Raw genomic sequence first — 14,719 nt, 5'->3', positions numbered from 1 at the left:
CACGGTTTGTTGCTCACGCCATCACGAACGGACGAATCGTCACATCGGTCACGCCCCACCAGCAACGATCAGCAAGATCGTGTTACGAGTTCTTACCAAGAGTTAGCTCAGGCTCCTAGCGTCAAGGCCACAGAGGACATCTGACGAAGGAGCTGATCATGATCGTGGTGACCGGGGCTACCGGGAATGTGGGCCGGCCGCTGACACTGGCACTGGCCGAGGCGGGCCAGCAGGTGACGGCGGTGTCGCGGCATGCGGCAGCGGTGCCGAACGGCGTCCGCCACCTGGCGGCCGACCTGGCCGAGCCGGCCGGCCTCGAGCCTGCGCTGACCGGGGCGAAAGCGCTGTTCCTGCTGCTGTCCGGCGACCTGCACGCCGCCGGAGCCGGCCCGGCCGACATCATCGGCCAAGCCGCGACCAGCGGGGTCCGCCGGGTCGTCCTGCTCTCCACACAGGGCGTAGCGACCAGGCCCTTCGGCGCAACACGGATCGCGATGCGCGCGCTCGAGGACGTGCTGCGGGAGTCCGGCCTGCAGTGGGCCATCCTGCGGCCGGGCGGCTTCGCCTCTAACTCCCTGTGGTGGGCCGAGTCCATCCGCGCGCGGCGGGTCGTCGCCGCGCCCTTCGGCGACGTCGGGGTGCCGGTCATCGACCCGGCGGACATCGCCGAGGTCGCGGCGGCCTGCCTGCTGGAGGACCAGCACACCGGCGGCGTGTACGAGCTGACCGGCCCGGAGGTGATCACGCCACGCCAGCAGGCACAGGCCATCGCCGCCGCGCTGGGCTCGCCAGTGCGGTTCCACGACCTCACCCGCGACGAGGCCAAGGCCGCCATGACCCAGAACATGCCGGCCGAGCTCGCCGAGGACACCCTGACCATCCTCGGCTCCCCGAACCCGGCCGAGCTGCGCATCAGCCCGGACGTCCAGCAGGTCCTCGGCCGCGCCCCGCGCCCGTTCGCCGACTGGGCCACGCGCAATATCGCCGCGTTCCGCTGAAGCCGGTCAGCGCCGCCGGAATCCGAAGCCTTTGACGCGCCCCCCTTTCGGCGTCGCCGGTCTCCCGCGCCGCCGCCGGCTGCTGCCCGCCGCCCCGTCCTGCTGCACCTCGCCTCCCGGCTCGTTCCTGCCGGTGGCTGGGGCGCCCCCGTACCCGGGCGAGCAGGCCGTCGACGGACCACCCCCACGCCCGCGGGGAACACCGCCCAGAGCGAGGGGGTGAAGGCAGTACGCGGACCCCCACGCCCGCGGGGATGGTCCGCTGTCACCCACGGCGCGGATGATCGTGCCCCAGAGCTCCCCGCTGGCGCGGGGGTGGTCCGCGGGAGTCCGAACAGCTGCTCGGCCGTGCGCTGCGGGGGAGCGTACGGCCGAGGGGAGGGGGAGGTCAGTAGCTGATGAACAGCCGGCCGAAGCCGAAGGCGAAGTGAGCGGCCATCAGCGGCAGGATTCTGTCGTCCTTGCGGTACAGGTGGACGCAGGCCGCACCCAGGACGGCCACTGAGCGGTGCGCATCGTGAAACCCGCAGGACGGGCGGTCCGGTGTGCGCGGATTTCGGATACTCGGACCGGTCGGTGACGGGTGTCCACGGCGAAGATCCTCTGACCGCTCGGCGAGCCGGCCGTACGCGGCCGTGAACGCCGGCCGGCTTGTTGCCGGCGGGCAAGTAGTGCCGGTGCCATCCGGGGCCAGGAGCGGGCGGGCACGCTCCGCCAGGCACCTTCGCCGCCCGACGCCGGTACGGAACACGAAGCTGCCCGTTCCCGCCAAGTGACCGGCCCGAAGATGGCCCAGTCCGCCCGCATGGAATTGGCCCACGTGATGGCTCAATTTCCCACTACCGTAGGCACAATGACAACGGGATCCACTTCGACCGACCAGCCCACGTCCTTGGCCCAGGCGCCAACGCGTCAGGCCCGCAACTCCGCCGCCTTCTGGATCACGATCGGCCGCTGCCGGGAGCACGAGGTCATCCGGCGCCGCGGATTCGTCGCGGTCGACGGCGACGAGCGCGCAGGCCTGCGGATCCTGATCCAGGAGCCCGACCTCGACCCGGACGAACTGGCCGAATTGAGCGAACTGGCCCGTCGGGCCGCAGGCCCGGTGAACGCCGAGGACCCGTTCAGCTCGACCGACCTGAGCCACCTGGGCATGCGCAGCTGGCAGATGCCGATCATGCTGCGCCCGCCCGGGCCCGTCGGCGAACCGGCGCTGGACGTGATCCGGGTACGGCGGCCCGAGGACCTCCAGGCGGCCGAGCGGATCGTGATCGAGGGCTTCGAGCTGGCCAGATTCGAGCCCTACCGCCCCGGCGAGCTGTTCCCGATGGCGCTGATCGGGCAGCCGGGCGTGGACGTGTTCGTCGCCTCGCACGACGGCGTGGCCGCAGGAGCCTGCGTCAGGGTCGTGGACGACGGCGTCGGCAGCCATTACTGGGTCGGTACTTCGTCGGCATTCCGCTCGCGTGGCGTGGGCCGGGCCGTCATGCTCGGTTCCCTCGCCCACCTGGCGGATCTGCCGGTCACACTCACCGCTTCGAAGCTGGGCAGGCCGCTGTACGAGTCGCTGGGTTACACCGCCGCGGCGCCCTCGACCTGGTGGGCCTCTCCCCATGTGACAGCGTCGCGGTGAAGCCCGCCGGCTCGCCAGTTCCCCGCAGGGCCCCAACCAGGTGGACAGATACGCCGGTAGGCGCCGTGCCCGTGCTGGTTGCGGGCGGATGACTTCGGCGTAGATCGTCGGCCACCGGGCGGCTTCGCGATTCGTCGAGGCCGGCAAGGCCCGCACCAGGGTGGTCGCCCACGTCGGGCTGGTGCGGACCTTGCCGAGGACCCGCCAGTTCTTGAGCGGGCGAAGCCGTGCTCGACCGGTGTCCGGACGGAGGCGAGGGCCTTGTCGGACCGTTTCTGGTCGCGGGCCGGGGGGCGGTTCCGGGCGGCCCTGTAGCCGGTGATCACGGCCGGGTCGGCGTCGGGGTCGCTGTCGTAGAGGCCGATGAAGCCCCGGTCGGCGATGACTCCGAGACCGGCTGCACGGAGATGGGCGATGAGCTTGTCGTGACGGCAGGCGGTGCCCTCCCACCGGCCGACGCCCTCACGGGTCGGTGCCCTCACGGCGGGGTGAGCGTCCCCACCAGCCAGAGACGAGAGAAGGACGAGGGCGTGGCCGTGTAGCTAACCATTCTCTGGGGGAAGAGGTGTGGCACGAGGTGAGTCGGGATGACTTCGTACAGCTCAGCAGCGGTGAGGAGGAGACTACTTAAGCGCAACAGGTGTGGTGCTGTGCCTCGTTTGGGTGACAGCAAGGCTCGGCGCCACAGTCATCGCTCACACGTGCTTGTCAGACTGGTGTGGGACCCTGGCGCGATATTAGAAGCTGACAACATCATGGAAGTCATCTTCGGAAGGCGTGCCCCGGGCGACGACGGACCCCTGAAGGTGAACGTCGACTTCGGCCGGGTAAACCTCACGACTCCTGTGCTCCCGCCCGATCCTGTCGACCTTCCAGATCATGTCGAGCAGGTCCGTGAGGCCCTTCGCGCCGGGGCTCTCCCTGAGCGCCGACAGTCACCACTTCCAGAACACGCCTTGGCGCTCCAGTGCGTCGTCGAGGATCGCCTTGCTCGCTATGCCAAGGGCGATCGACCGGGCGCGGACCGGCTTTATGTCCTGGAGTTCCAGGGAACCCGGCAGTACTCGATGCTCGGGCATACGACTGATCTGGTGACCCGCATCAAGGATCACCGTGCCCGCCCCGCTGGCCGACACCCACGGTCTCGACCCGGCCGTCGGCAGGTGGGCGTTCACCCCCAGGCGCGCCGTGGCCACGCCGGACGGCGACACCTACGTGGTCTCCACCGTGTGGCGCACGTGGCAGGGCAAAGGCGATCCGACCGACCCCTACTGCCAGCTCAACTGCCGGTCGATCACCCGCTACACCCCCGACGGAACGCCTGTCGCCACCGCCCTGTTCGGACATCCCCGGCCGGACGGCACCCTGTCGGCGATCATCCCGGACGGGGACGGCGACATCCTGGCGGTCCTCCCGGACGGGACGATCGCCCTCAGTCTGCGACCTGGCAGCACCCACCTCGACGGTGCTCCGTGGTTCTCGGCGGGGAACGGGCGGCGTTTCGGCGAGTTCGGGAGCCACGACCGGGTGACGTGCTGGTCGAGGCGGAGTGTCCGGGGGATGCCGTCGCGGGAGTGCCGGCAGCTTGTGGGTGCGGGCCCGGGGCCGCATCCCTGACACGATGCGGCCAGGGGCCCGCACCTCGTTGTGCAAGGGATCCGCGAGAACGGGTCGAGCCGCGGCCCCTACTGGGTGTCGGGCTGGCGGCGCGCGAAGAGGATCGCTCCGAGCGTGCTCTCGGCTGAGCCGAGGGTCGTCTGCGCCTCGACCGTGAAGCCGGCATCGTTGAGCCAGGCGGCCACTTGGCCAGGCCGGCGGCGATGGACGTAGGTCTTCATCGGGTGGCCGCCGTACTCCTGGGTCTTCAGCCGCGACTCATCACCGACGTGGAAGCTGAGCAGCAGTGGACCACCGGGCCGCAACGCTCGCCGGAAGTGCGCGAAGACCGGGCCGATCTCGTCGTCGGGGACGTGGACCAGCGAGTACCAGGCGACCAGGCCCGCCATCGAGGCGTCGGCGAGGTCGAGGTCCGTCATGGAACCGACCTAGAACCGTAGACCGGGGTGATCACGCCGAGCCACCTCGATCATCGCGGGCGACAGGTCGATTCCGAACGTGTCCACGCCCAGCCCGCGCAGGTGGGCCGTAATCCTCCCTGACCCGCATCCCACGTCCGCGACCTGCCCCCTGCCGGTGGTCTGCACAAGGCCGGCGAACAGCGTCAGGAAGGCGCGTTCGAAGACCTGTGAGGTCTGCTTCCCGTCCACCGCACCAGCGCTGGACGATGCTCGTCCGGTCAGCCCAGCGATGCGCTCGCCGCACGCAGTTCGTCCAGGGCCGCCAGGGTGTACCCGGCGAGCCCGTCCTCGGCGCCACGGTCGTCCTCGGCCCATTCCGCGTACCCCCGTTTGAAAGCGAGGACGCCCAGCTCGCCCGCGAGAGCCGCAGTCGGATCGGGTACGCCGCGGGCGACCAGAGCGGTTGTCATCGCAGCCGCGAGACTGACGGTCTTGAGGGTGTCACGCTCTTGAAGCTCGGCGCTGGCGGCGACGGCCGCCTTCAGGCGGGGGGCGAGCTCGCGACTCCTGGGGCCCATCGCGGTCGAGGCGCGCTCGAGACCGGCAGCGACTGCCTCGAGCGGGCTGGCGTTACCGGGCGCGTCGGCGATCCCCTCGGCCAGCAGCCGGCTCAGCGTCTCCTGCCCGGCGACCAGCAGCTCGCGCTTGTCGGGGAAGTGCCGGAAGAAGGTGCTCTTGGTGACCCCGGCACGCTCGGCGATCTGCGCGACCGTCGTGGCGTCGTACCCCTGCTCCGTGAACAGGTCGACCGCAGCCACGACGAGGCGTTCACGCGCACCTGGTTCCCATCGACTCATGGGTTCAGCATATTCGATGGGACTCTTGTCCCATCACCCTGCTAGAGTGATGGGACAAGAGTCCCATCACTTCTTGGAGGGTTTCCATGCGCGTCTTCGTCACCGGCGGCACCGGTCTGATCGGTTCCGCCGTCGTCGCCGAACTCCTCGGCAACGGCCACACCGTCCTCGCGCTCGCCCGCTCCGACGCCTCCGCACAGGCCGCCGAGGCAGCCGGCGCCGAGCCGCTGCGGGGAGGCCTCGCCGATCTGGACGTCCTGCGCTCCGGCGCCGCCCGGGCCGACGGGGTGATCCACCTGGCCTTCGGCAACGACTTCAGCAGCCTCGAGGCCCTCGCCCAGAACGTCGCCGAGGAGACCGCCGCCCTCACCACTCTCGGCGAGGAGCTCGTCGGCAGTGACCGCCCCCTGGTCACCGTCTCGGGTACGCCCTGGGTGCCGGGCCGTGCCTCCACCGAGGCCGACCCGGTGCCGACCGACGGGCCGGTCGGCGGCCGCGGCCGCACGGTCACGGCAATTCTGGGCCTGGCGTCGCGCGGGGTCCGGAGCACGTCCGTACGCCTGCCGCGCACGGTCCACAACGAGGGCACGGGCGGGTTCGCCGGTCTGCTGACCAACATCGCACGCCAGAGCAGGATCTCCGGCTACCCCGGCGACGGCACACAGCGCTGGCCCGCCGTCCACGCGCTCGACGCGGCCGTTCTCTTCCGGCTCGCCCTGGAGCAGGCGGAGGCCGGTACCGCCTGGCACGCCGTGGCCGACGAGGGGGACGAGGTACGGGACATCGCGGCCGTCATCGGCCGACGGCTGGGCCTGCCGGTCGAGTCGGTGCCGGAGGAGACCTACGGCCCGCTCGGCCCGATCTTCAAGGCCGACCAGCCCTCGTCCAGCACCCGCACCCGGCAGGCGCTCGGCTGGGAGCCGAAGCACCCCAGCCTTCTGGAGGACCTGGAGAACATCCAGCCCTGATCGGCGACCGACGATCGAGGCGGACCCGCTGCCGGTGCTCACGTCGACAGCGGAAAACCCTCACCTGCGTCACTCGCGACCGACCGTCTCGCCGCAGCGGCATCTCGTACCCGCACATCCCGCGGTCAACGCGCTCCGGCTCGCGACTTGTTCCCCGCACCATCGCCAACAACCAGGCCCGCCGGCGCCGGTCCGCCACCCGCGTGGCAGCGACACATCTCGCACTACCCGCGCCAATGCGGCAATTCATGTCCACAACAAGCAGGAGGTTCCATCATGGTGGCAGTTGTCTTCGGCGCTCGCGGTAACGTCGGTCGTCATGTGGCCGATGGCCTGCTGGTCGCCGGTGAGCAGGTCAGAGCAGTCAGCAGGACCCCAGCCGCGGGCTTGACGCCTGGGTGCGAAGCAGTCGTCGCCGACCTGGAGCGTCCCGAGACGCTGCCCGCAGCGCTCGACGGTGCCGACAAGGTGTTCCTGTACGGAATGCTCGACCCCCAGAAGCCCTACGACATCGAGAAGGTCGCTGCGGCGGCCGCAGCTGCGGGGATCCGGCAGGTGGTTCTGCTCTCGTCGGTGTCGGTCGCCCTGGACCCCGACGCCGACCACCCGGTCGCCCGCCTGAACCGCACGATCGAGCAGGCCGTCCAACGGTCCGGCATGGACTGGACGTTCCTCAGGCCGGGGACATTCGCGACCAACACCCGCACCTGGTGGGCCGAATCGATCCGCACTGACAACGTCGTCCGCCTTCCCCATCCGCTCGCCCAGTCGGCACCGGTGCACGAGAAGGACATCGCGGCGCTGGCGGTGACCGCCCTGACCGAACCGGGCCACTCGCACCAGGCCTACACCATCTACGGGGCCGAGTCCCTGACCCTGCAACGCCAGGTCGAGCACATTGGCGAGGCCATCGGCCGTCATATCCGGGTTGAACACATCTCCGACGAGCAGGCTCGCGCGGAAGTCGCCGGAACAATGCATCCGGTCGTGGCCGAGGCGATCGTGAGTCAGTGGGCCGCCGCCGACGGCGTCGTGGCCGTGACCTCCGTCATCGCCGAAAGGATCACCGGCGCTCCGGCACACACCTACGCCCAGTGGGCCGTCGACCACGCCGACGACTTCCGCTGAGCTTGTCGTGCTGACCAGTCATACGGGGCCCGGTCTGCTCGGCACTCTGGTTTCCCCCGCCCTGGCCACAGTGGTGGAACGCGCAGCGGCGCACCCACCCGGCCATGTCTTCACGGTACGCGCAGAACGGGGTTGACTGTGTCGGTCTTCGTACTGAGATACAAAGCCACGGTCGGCCGCGGGGACGGCCGTGTTGGCTACCGGAGCCTGCCGGGACCGTCCGAGTTCTGGGAGAGCTGGGTCTCGATGCGCTGAAGGGTCGAGACGACTGTGGCGATCTCGTTGGCATTGGTGACAGTGCCGTCGAGCAGGCGACTCCAGGCCTCCCGCAGCCGTCTCAGGTTTTCCAGGGCCTCCCGGACACCGGGCCCTCCGGAGTACAACGACCGCCCGGCACCAGTGCCGGGCGGTCGACGCCCTTCCGCTGCTCCGGCTGCCGCACGCTGCCTGTCGTCAAACGTTGGCACCCTCAAGTGATCAACGCACCACCTTCGGATGACGACAGATACGACGGGCGTCCAACGAACCCGGAGTTTTCGGGGCGCGCATCCAATCAGATCCGATGGCGGATGACGACAGGGTTCGGTGACGGCTAGGGCCGGATGCGACGCGACCACCGACACGGGGAGCGGCGTGGCCAACCTGCTCTACAAGCGGGTGTTGACCGACCAACAGCCGACCGACCGTCAGAACCTCGTCCTCGCCGGGGCCGGGATCGAGGACCCGGTGACGTTCGAGGAGGAGCTGGGCACCTCCAGCCGCCTCCCCTCGCTCCAGCGGCCCGAAGTTCGGCGAGCTGCTCGTCGACGCGCGGCCGGGCGACACCGTGCACATCTCCGAGATGTTCCGCCCGGCGCGCGGCACCCAGCACGCCCTCGACGTGCTCGACGTCCTGCACCGTGACCACCTCACGCTGCGCATCCACGACGGCGCGTTCTCCGCGATGGACCTCACCGCCCGCCACCCGCGCACCGGCGAGCTGCTGTCCACGGTGAAGTTCATGGTGCAGACCCTCGCCGCCGCCGGCGAACTCCAGCGCGATCTCCAGCGCGAGCCGACGTACGACGGGCTGCGGGCCGCCGAGGCCAAGGGCAGCAAGGGCGGACGCCGCCCGGCCGTCACGACAGCGATGGCCGCTGCCGTACGCACCGCGTACCTGGTCGGCCGGTCCATCGCCGGTCTGGCCCGCGACCACCACGTCAGCCGCGGCGCCATCCGTACCGCCGTCGCCGACCTCATGCCCGAGCACACCACCGCCCAGCAGGACACCCCAGGCCCCGAGCTGGTGGTCACCCTCGACATGCCGGGCAAGGCCGCCGACTTCCTGCGCGCCGCCGAACTGGACGACGCCGAGCGGGCCACGCTCGACCAGGCTCGCTCCGACCGGACGTACGCCTCGACCCCTCCCAGCGCGTCCACGCTCGCGTAGAAGGTCCGGCTCTGCTTCGAGCGCGTCAGGGCGCCGGCGACCTGGCCGTGGCAGTACCGCCCGAACCGAAGCCGCTGCGTCGGCAGCTCGAAGACCAGCAGGCAGCCGCCCTCCTGGCGCCGCAGCCCGGAACTCAGCTCCGGCTGCACGAACGAGGTGTTTCGCTCTTCCGTCCGCGAATCCCATCCCGGTGCCGACAGCCCCTGCCGGGTGTGGCCGCGAAGGCCGACGTTCGACCCCAGGCCCAGCCTTCCGTGGCAAGTCCGAGCGTGTTGCTCCGGTGGCTACGCCCTACTTCGGTGCCTGGAAGCCGCCGATCGTCTGCTCGAGCAGTTCGGCCAGCCGTAGCGGGGTGCGGTCCTCGAACATCGGACCGATGAGCTGCACTCCCACAGGCAGACCCTCGGGGGACCGGCCCGCTGGTATGGCGGTGGCGGGCAGGCCGGGCATAGTGGCCAGACCGGCCCAGACGAGCTGGTCGAAGTACGGGTACCCGACGCCGTCGATGTCGATCCGGCGCTCCCTCGGATCGGGGTTGTGGTCGTGCGGGAACGCGGGAGTCGGCGTGATCGGACACACCACGGCATCGAACTCGGCGAAGAGCTGCCGCCAGCCGTGGCGGTGGAGCTCACGACGGCTGTTCGCCTCGATCCAGTCGCGGTGGCTCAACACCATCCCGCGCAGCAGCGCCGCATCGAGACTCTGGTCGTCTGCGCTCAGTCCGGCGGCGCGGGTCCGCAGCTGCTCGTAGGAGTCGACGGGAAAACGTGCGACAGAGCCCGAAAACAGCAACTGCCTGTAAAGCATCGCGGCTTCGGTCAGATCGGGCAGCAGCGGACTGTGCCGCTCGACGCGGGCGCCGTCGTCGGCGAGCGCGTCGGCCACCCGGTTCACGCCCGCCCGCACAGCGGACCCGGTCGGAATGAGCGGATGCTCGTCAAGGACCAAGACCCGGAAGTCGCCGAGCCGCTCGTGGCGCGCGGGCGGCAGCGTCACGTCGTACGCCACACCGTGCGTCAGCGGGTCCGGTCCGGCCATGACGTCGAGCAGGAGCGTGAGGTCGCGGGCAGTGCGCGCCATCGGACCGACGACGGCGAGGTCGAGGTCGACCGGCAACGGCGGTGCCGGCGGCGCGACCATGCCGCGGGTTGCCGCCAGCCCGAGTGTCGGCTTGTGCGCATAAATGCCGCAGAAATGCGCGGGGGTGCGCAGCGAACCGGCGAGGTCGGAGCCGATGGACAGCGCGCCGAACCCGGACGCCAGGGCCGCCGCTGATCCGCCCGAGGACCCACCCGACGTGCGACCGTGATCCCACGGATTGTTAGTGGTGCCGTAGATCTCGTTGAAGCTCTGGATATCTTGCAGCCCCAAGGGCACATTGGTCTTACCCAGCACCACCGCGCCCGCGGCCTTGAGCCGTGACACCTGTACCGCGTCCTCGGCCGGCACATAGTCCCGGTGTTGCGGCATGCCCCAGGTCGTGGGCAGCCCAGCCATGTTGTAGGACTCTTTGACCGTCACCGGAATGCCCAGCAGCGGCCGGTCCTCACCGCGGGCGCGCGCCTGGTCGGCACCGCGCGCGGCGGCCCGCGCACGGTCGAAGTCCGGCACACAGATCGCGTTGATCGCCTTGTCGTCCCGCTCGATACGGGCGATCGCCTCGTCGGTCAGTTCCGCCGAGGTCACTTCACCGGCACGCAGGGCAGCCGCGAGTTCTTCGGCCGTCTGAAAGTTCAACTCCATGAATCGGACCGTACCGACCTCTGGAATGGGCCACAAAATTCCGCTTCGCGCAACGGGATGGATGGCTCAATACTCATCAGTTCCCCTCCGGCCACAGACAGTTCGCCCGGCCGCCGACGATGGCGACGCGCGGCGGGATCGGTGTCGGCCCGGGAGTTCAGGAGACCTTCGTCGGACACCCGCGCGTGCTTCGCGAGGCCGCGAACCGACGTACGCCCGGACAGCTTCATCAGCACTGCCCCGGAGAGATGGCCGGGCCCCTCACGCTCGAATCGCGAGGGGCCCGGCCATCAGCTCGTACGGGCCAACCATGGGGACCATTCCCGCGGGTGCGGGGAGCAGAGCAGGTCTCGAATTCGAGACGTGCTGGATGCGGGAGCATCCCTGCGGGCGTGCGGACACGGAGAAAAGGGGGAGCCGGGCGGCTTTTCGCCTGGCTTCCCCGTCGGGGCGCTGGATCAGTGCGCGGTGGGCCGGGGCGCGAGGTCGGTCGGGTCCGTGTTGGCGCCGCACAGCACCACGCACACCTTCTCGCCGCTGCCGGGCCGGTAGTTGCGGGTCGGGCCGGCGGGCCGGGTCGGCAGGTCCCGCCCGGGGACGTGCTGGTCCGGGGCGGTGAGCGCGGCCAGCGCGGTCGCTGCGCCGTGTTCGACGACCACCTTGCGGTGGTCCCACAGTGCCTGCCTGGCCCGGACGATCTCGCCGTCCGACACCAGGACGGAGTGCACGCCGTCCTGGTGGGCGGCGTGCAGGGCCATGGCGGAGGTGCGGCGAGCGCCGAGGGAGTCGGCAGCGATCGAGTCCACCGTGACGTCGACCAGGCGGCCGGCCTCGATCGCGGCGTTCAACGCCCGGCAGTGCTCCGGCTCGACCGCCACCGTGCGGATGCCGTGATGCTGAGCCGCCGTCGCGACGCCGGCGAACAGCCCGCCGCCGCCGACCGCGACCACCACGGTGTCCAGGCCCGGGATCTGCCGGCGGATCTCCTCCAACAGCGTGCCCGCCCCGGCGGCGATGAGCGGGTGATCGTAGGCGTGCGAGGCGAGTGCCCCGGTGGCGGCGGCGAACTCCTCGCACGCGGCCAAGGCCTCGGCGTACTCGGAGCCGATCAGCCGCACCTCGGCGCCGTAGCCCCGGAGCTTGGCCACCTTCACCTGCGGTGCGTTGGCTGGCAGGAAGACCGTGGCACGCACGCCCTGCTGCCGGGCGGCCCACGCGCACGCCAGCCCCGCGTTGCCGCCGGAGGCGATGGTCACCCCGGCGTCGGGCAGGGCGCCGGCGTCGCGGTGGGCCTGGATGAAGTTCTGCGCACCGCGGGCCTTGAACGAGCCGGTGTGCTGCATGAACTCCATAGCCAGCCACACCTCGCACGGTTCGACCGGGCGGTCGTCCAGGGGGTCGCGATGGGCGGTGCGGATCGCGCCCGGGTCGACCGGGGCGAGGGTGACGGGGCGGATGCGTCCGGCGATCCGGTCGGTGGCGGCCTTGATGTCGCCGTACGTGAGCTGGTGCACGTTGTTGCTCCTACTGAGAGATGGTCACGACCAGGCGATGAGCTGGCCAGTGGTGGTCAGGCCGAGGAAGAAGGCGAAGGCGATCCGGCGCCCGGTCGGGTTCGGCTCGACCGCGTGGAAGTTCGCGGGGTTGAACAGCAGCCCGTCGCCGAGCTGCGGGGTCAGGCTGACCCGCTGGCAGTGCTCGACCGCCTCGGGCCGGTAGCCGTACGCCTGGCGGTGCTGCTCGTCGGCCGGCTCCCAGCGGTGGCGCCACACGGTGGTCGCCCCGCCGGTGGCCGGGACGGCGACCCAGACGTTGAACGCGAGCTGGGCCAGCACCTCCTGGTCGAACAGGCCGGTGGGGAACTCCCGGTTGAGGTCGTCGTAGTGGACCAAGGCTCCGGCGTTGATCTCGCGGAGCGTGCCGCCGAAAACCGCGCGGCCGCCGATGGTGGCCGGGGCCACGGCGGCGCCCCAGGCGGAGCCGAGGCGGGCCAGCGAGATGGCGATCGGGTCCGGGCGCATCCCGGCCCGCTGCCAGGCCGCGCGGGCGGTCTCGGCGTCGTGCCAGTACCGTCCGGCGTCGAGCCGGCCGTCCTGGTCGCGGTAGTCGTTGAGGGCCGGGCCGAAGCGGACGATCCGGGTGGGCACCCGGGCGGGGTCGTAGTCGGCGGCGGGCAGCCGGTTGGCCGCCGTCAGCGCAGCGGCGCACGGCGCGGCATCGAGGAAGCCCGGGACGCGGACCGCGGCGAGGGTGCCGGCCGCGAGGTTGGCTAGGTTCCGGTCGGTGAAGGCCGCGCTGTCCACCGCGGTGAACAGCGGGTCGAGTGCCGTGGTGCGGGGCATGTCGCCTCCGTGAGGGTGCATGAGCCTACCGTGACGGTACGCCGTACCGTACGCTGACTCACATGCCAAGGCAATCCACTTCCCTGGACCTCGCGACTCCCGAACGCATCTCCGAGCAAGCCCTGTTGATCGTCGATCAGGACGGACACACCGCGCTCAGCTTCCGCACCCTGGCCACCGCACTGGACATCCCCGTCGCATCCCTCCAACGCCGGGTCACCGACCTGGCCGGACTGCTCGACCTGGTCACCGACCACCTCGCCGCCCGCCTGCCAAACATCCCGCCCGGCACCAACTGGGCCACGGCCACCGAGAAACGGTTCACCGCGCTGTACGAACTGCTGACGGCCCATCCGGGCCTGGTCGCCCTGCGCGGCGGACGCCCGTGGCTCGGCCCCCAGCTGCTCAAGCGCCTGGTCGAGCCACAGCTCGCCGACTCGATCGCCGCCGGCATGGCACCCGAGGATGCCATCGCCACCTACCGGCGGCTGTACCTGCTCACCCTCGGCAGCGCGAGCTTCGTCGACCACCGCGACCCCAAGGCCGCCCAGGCCACCACCCGGCAGGCCCTGGCCGCGCTCGACCCGGAGGAGTTCCCGGCACTGACCGGACACCTGGCCGCGATCCTGCCCGCCGTGGTCGACCACGAGGTCTACTACGGCGCCCTCCGCCAACTGATCCACGCCGCCGACCCGAAGCAGGTCGCCATCAAAAGGAGCCCCAGGTGACCGGCCCGACCACGCCCACCGCAAAACCGGACCCGTACCTGCACGGCATCAACTCCGCGCAACGGCTGATCGCCGCGCTCGCCCTGCACGGCCTCACCCTGCCGTCCGTACGCGGCGGCTACCCCGTGATGGAACACGGCTTCGTGGAGCTCGGCGGCTGCTCGGCCGAAGTCGCGGACCGCCTGGCCGCCGCGCTGGAGAAGGCGAACGAGGCGAAGTAACCGGGCGTGGACAGTACCCTCGCCACCTACCTCGGCCTGACGGCGTGGCCGGAGCCAATCCACGACCAACGCCGTCACCTACCCACAGCCCCACGGCCAGCCTGCCTTGCCGGTGCTCACCGCCGACGGTCGGGCCTGCCAGCGCGAACCGGAGGTTTGGGTCCAGCCGCACCCGGTCTGGGTCGCCGTACTCAACGCCCAGCACCAGCGGCTCCAGGTCACCAGGTCCAGCGGCCTGCCGTCATCGATGATCCCCTCCCCTGGAGGACCATTCCCGCGGGCACGGGGAGCAGGGCGGGTCGCCGATCGGCGGAAATCGGTCCGGAGACCATTCCCGCTGGCGCGGGGAGAAGGGAGCGGTCAGGGTCCAGACGTGCTCCCGCAGGGGACCATCCCTGCGGGCGCGGGGCCGACAGCAACCAGCCCTCCGGAGATGGCCAGGCCTCTCACTCTCGATCCGAGAGGGGCCCGGCCATTAGAAGTCATCTCATTTGGGCGACTGGGTAGGCTTCGTGGGTGATGATCGTGGAGCGGCTGGTGCCGGACGAGTTGTGGGAGCTGTTCCAGTTGGTGGTGCCAGCTGCGCCGACCCGTCCGCAGGGCGGTGGTCGGCGTCGGTATGGGGACCGCGAGGTGTTGGCGGCGATCGTGTTC

At 70.6% G+C, this 14,719-nt stretch carries 15 protein-coding genes and 1 pseudogene; 9 read left to right on the top strand and 7 right to left on the bottom strand.

The window, feature by feature from the left end; translation table 11 throughout:
* The first annotated feature begins 158 nt into the window (after window positions 1-158).
* Complete coding sequence (locus ACFC1R_RS37005; RefSeq protein ID WP_375946122.1) at window positions 159-998, top strand: SDR family oxidoreductase; 840 nt, start codon at window positions 159-161, stop codon at window positions 996-998.
* Window positions 999-1,851: 853 nt separating this feature from the next.
* On the top strand, window positions 1,852-2,631 hold the full coding sequence (locus ACFC1R_RS37000) for a GNAT family N-acetyltransferase (RefSeq protein ID WP_375946121.1): 780 nt from the start codon (window positions 1,852-1,854) through the stop codon (window positions 2,629-2,631).
* A 935-nt stretch (window positions 2,632-3,566) separates the two neighbouring features.
* Here the strand turns inward: ACFC1R_RS37000 and ACFC1R_RS36995 are convergent.
* Window positions 3,567-3,710, bottom strand: coding sequence for a hypothetical protein (locus ACFC1R_RS36995; protein ID WP_375946120.1), 144 nt, complete (start codon window positions 3,708-3,710; stop codon window positions 3,567-3,569).
* Between the two features lie 34 nt (window positions 3,711-3,744).
* On the opposite strand from ACFC1R_RS36995, the gene ACFC1R_RS36990 reads away from it, so the two are divergent.
* On the top strand, window positions 3,745-4,248 hold the full coding sequence (locus ACFC1R_RS36990; protein ID WP_375946119.1) for a hypothetical protein: 504 nt from the start codon (window positions 3,745-3,747) through the stop codon (window positions 4,246-4,248).
* A gap of 68 nt (window positions 4,249-4,316) precedes the next feature.
* Here ACFC1R_RS36990 and ACFC1R_RS36985 read toward each other — a convergent pair whose 3' ends face one another.
* Genes ACFC1R_RS36985 through ACFC1R_RS36975 form a run of 3 tightly spaced genes read right to left on the bottom strand, consistent with a single transcriptional unit; the run spans window position 4,317 to window position 5,506 of the window.
* Complete coding sequence (locus tag ACFC1R_RS36985) at window positions 4,317-4,667, bottom strand: class I SAM-dependent methyltransferase (protein ID WP_375946118.1); 351 nt, start codon at window positions 4,665-4,667, stop codon at window positions 4,317-4,319.
* 9 nt (window positions 4,668-4,676) lie between these two features.
* Window positions 4,677-4,898 (bottom strand): class I SAM-dependent methyltransferase, encoded by a 222-nt coding sequence (locus tag ACFC1R_RS36980; protein ID WP_375946117.1) that lies wholly within the window; start codon window positions 4,896-4,898, stop codon window positions 4,677-4,679.
* A 29-nt stretch (window positions 4,899-4,927) separates the two neighbouring features.
* Entirely contained in the window at window positions 4,928-5,506 is a 579-nt protein-coding gene (locus ACFC1R_RS36975) for a TetR/AcrR family transcriptional regulator (RefSeq protein WP_375946116.1), read from the bottom strand.
* 86 nt (window positions 5,507-5,592) lie between these two features.
* On the opposite strand from ACFC1R_RS36975, the gene ACFC1R_RS36970 reads away from it, so the two are divergent.
* From ACFC1R_RS36970 to ACFC1R_RS36960, 3 genes are all read left to right on the top strand, one after another.
* Complete coding sequence (locus ACFC1R_RS36970; RefSeq protein ID WP_375946115.1) at window positions 5,593-6,474, top strand: SDR family oxidoreductase; 882 nt, start codon at window positions 5,593-5,595, stop codon at window positions 6,472-6,474.
* Between the two features lie 276 nt (window positions 6,475-6,750).
* Window positions 6,751-7,602: an SDR family oxidoreductase gene (locus tag ACFC1R_RS36965; RefSeq protein ID WP_375946114.1), complete on the top strand. Its 852-nt coding sequence runs from the start codon at window positions 6,751-6,753 to the stop codon at window positions 7,600-7,602.
* Window positions 7,603-8,428: 826 nt separating this feature from the next.
* Window positions 8,429-9,031: a hypothetical protein gene (locus ACFC1R_RS36960; protein WP_375946113.1), complete on the top strand. Its 603-nt coding sequence runs from the start codon at window positions 8,429-8,431 to the stop codon at window positions 9,029-9,031.
* A gap of 291 nt (window positions 9,032-9,322) precedes the next feature.
* Here the strand turns inward: ACFC1R_RS36960 and ACFC1R_RS36955 are convergent, their stop codons facing one another.
* From ACFC1R_RS36955 to ACFC1R_RS36945, 3 genes are all read right to left on the bottom strand, one after another.
* Window positions 9,323-10,774 (bottom strand): amidase, encoded by a 1,452-nt coding sequence (locus tag ACFC1R_RS36955; RefSeq protein WP_375946112.1) that lies wholly within the window; start codon window positions 10,772-10,774, stop codon window positions 9,323-9,325.
* Window positions 10,775-11,232: 458 nt separating this feature from the next.
* On the bottom strand, window positions 11,233-12,288 hold the full coding sequence (locus ACFC1R_RS36950; RefSeq protein WP_375946111.1) for a threonine/serine dehydratase: 1,056 nt from the start codon (window positions 12,286-12,288) through the stop codon (window positions 11,233-11,235).
* A gap of 24 nt (window positions 12,289-12,312) precedes the next feature.
* Window positions 12,313-13,116 carry a proline hydroxylase gene (locus ACFC1R_RS36945; protein ID WP_375946110.1) on the bottom strand — a complete coding sequence of 268 codons (804 nt, stop codon included), beginning with the start codon at window positions 13,114-13,116 and terminating at the stop codon, window positions 12,313-12,315.
* Between the two features lie 62 nt (window positions 13,117-13,178).
* On the opposite strand from ACFC1R_RS36945, the gene ACFC1R_RS36940 reads away from it, so the two are divergent.
* The 3 genes and pseudogenes from ACFC1R_RS36940 to ACFC1R_RS36930 all read left to right on the top strand — a co-directional run.
* The gene (locus ACFC1R_RS36940; RefSeq protein ID WP_375946109.1) at window positions 13,179-13,844 is read left to right on the top strand and encodes a TetR/AcrR family transcriptional regulator C-terminal domain-containing protein; all 666 of its coding nucleotides are present in this window, start codon (window positions 13,179-13,181) and stop codon (window positions 13,842-13,844) included.
* Window positions 13,841-14,065 (top strand): hypothetical protein, encoded by a 225-nt coding sequence (locus ACFC1R_RS36935; RefSeq protein WP_375946108.1) that lies wholly within the window; start codon window positions 13,841-13,843, stop codon window positions 14,063-14,065. Before ACFC1R_RS36940 ends, ACFC1R_RS36935 begins: the two co-directional genes overlap by 4 nt.
* 519 nt (window positions 14,066-14,584) lie before the next feature.
* A pseudogene (locus ACFC1R_RS36930) lies at window positions 14,585-14,719 on the top strand (IS5/IS1182 family transposase); the annotation flags it as partial.

It is taken from the genome of Kitasatospora sp. NPDC056138, assembly GCF_042264695.1.
In the GTDB taxonomy this organism is placed as follows: domain Bacteria; phylum Actinomycetota; class Actinomycetes; order Streptomycetales; family Streptomycetaceae; genus Kitasatospora.
The sequence above is the reverse complement of the archived record's forward strand: the minus strand, read 5'-3'. Positions and strand labels throughout refer to the sequence as shown.

Excerpts from the sequence above, each read along its gene's own strand:
- ACFC1R_RS37005 (WP_375946122.1), top strand. The coding sequence starts at position 159 with ATGATCGTGGTGACCGGGGCTACCGGGAATGTGGGCCGGCCGCTGACA.
- ACFC1R_RS37000 (WP_375946121.1), top strand. The coding sequence starts at position 1,852 with ATGACAACGGGATCCACTTCGACCGACCAGCCCACGTCCTTGGCCCAG.
- ACFC1R_RS36995 (WP_375946120.1), bottom strand. The coding sequence starts at position 3,710 with ATGCCCGAGCATCGAGTACTGCCGGGTTCCCTGGAACTCCAGGACATA.
- ACFC1R_RS36985 (WP_375946118.1), bottom strand. The coding sequence starts at position 4,667 with ATGACGGACCTCGACCTCGCCGACGCCTCGATGGCGGGCCTGGTCGCC.
- ACFC1R_RS36975 (WP_375946116.1), bottom strand. The coding sequence starts at position 5,506 with ATGAGTCGATGGGAACCAGGTGCGCGTGAACGCCTCGTCGTGGCTGCG.
- ACFC1R_RS36970 (WP_375946115.1), top strand. The coding sequence starts at position 5,593 with ATGCGCGTCTTCGTCACCGGCGGCACCGGTCTGATCGGTTCCGCCGTC.
- ACFC1R_RS36965 (WP_375946114.1), top strand. The coding sequence starts at position 6,751 with ATGGTGGCAGTTGTCTTCGGCGCTCGCGGTAACGTCGGTCGTCATGTG.
- ACFC1R_RS36955 (WP_375946112.1), bottom strand. The coding sequence starts at position 10,774 with ATGGAGTTGAACTTTCAGACGGCCGAAGAACTCGCGGCTGCCCTGCGT.
- ACFC1R_RS36945 (WP_375946110.1), bottom strand. The coding sequence starts at position 13,116 with ATGCCCCGCACCACGGCACTCGACCCGCTGTTCACCGCGGTGGACAGC.
- ACFC1R_RS36940 (WP_375946109.1), top strand. The coding sequence starts at position 13,179 with ATGCCAAGGCAATCCACTTCCCTGGACCTCGCGACTCCCGAACGCATC.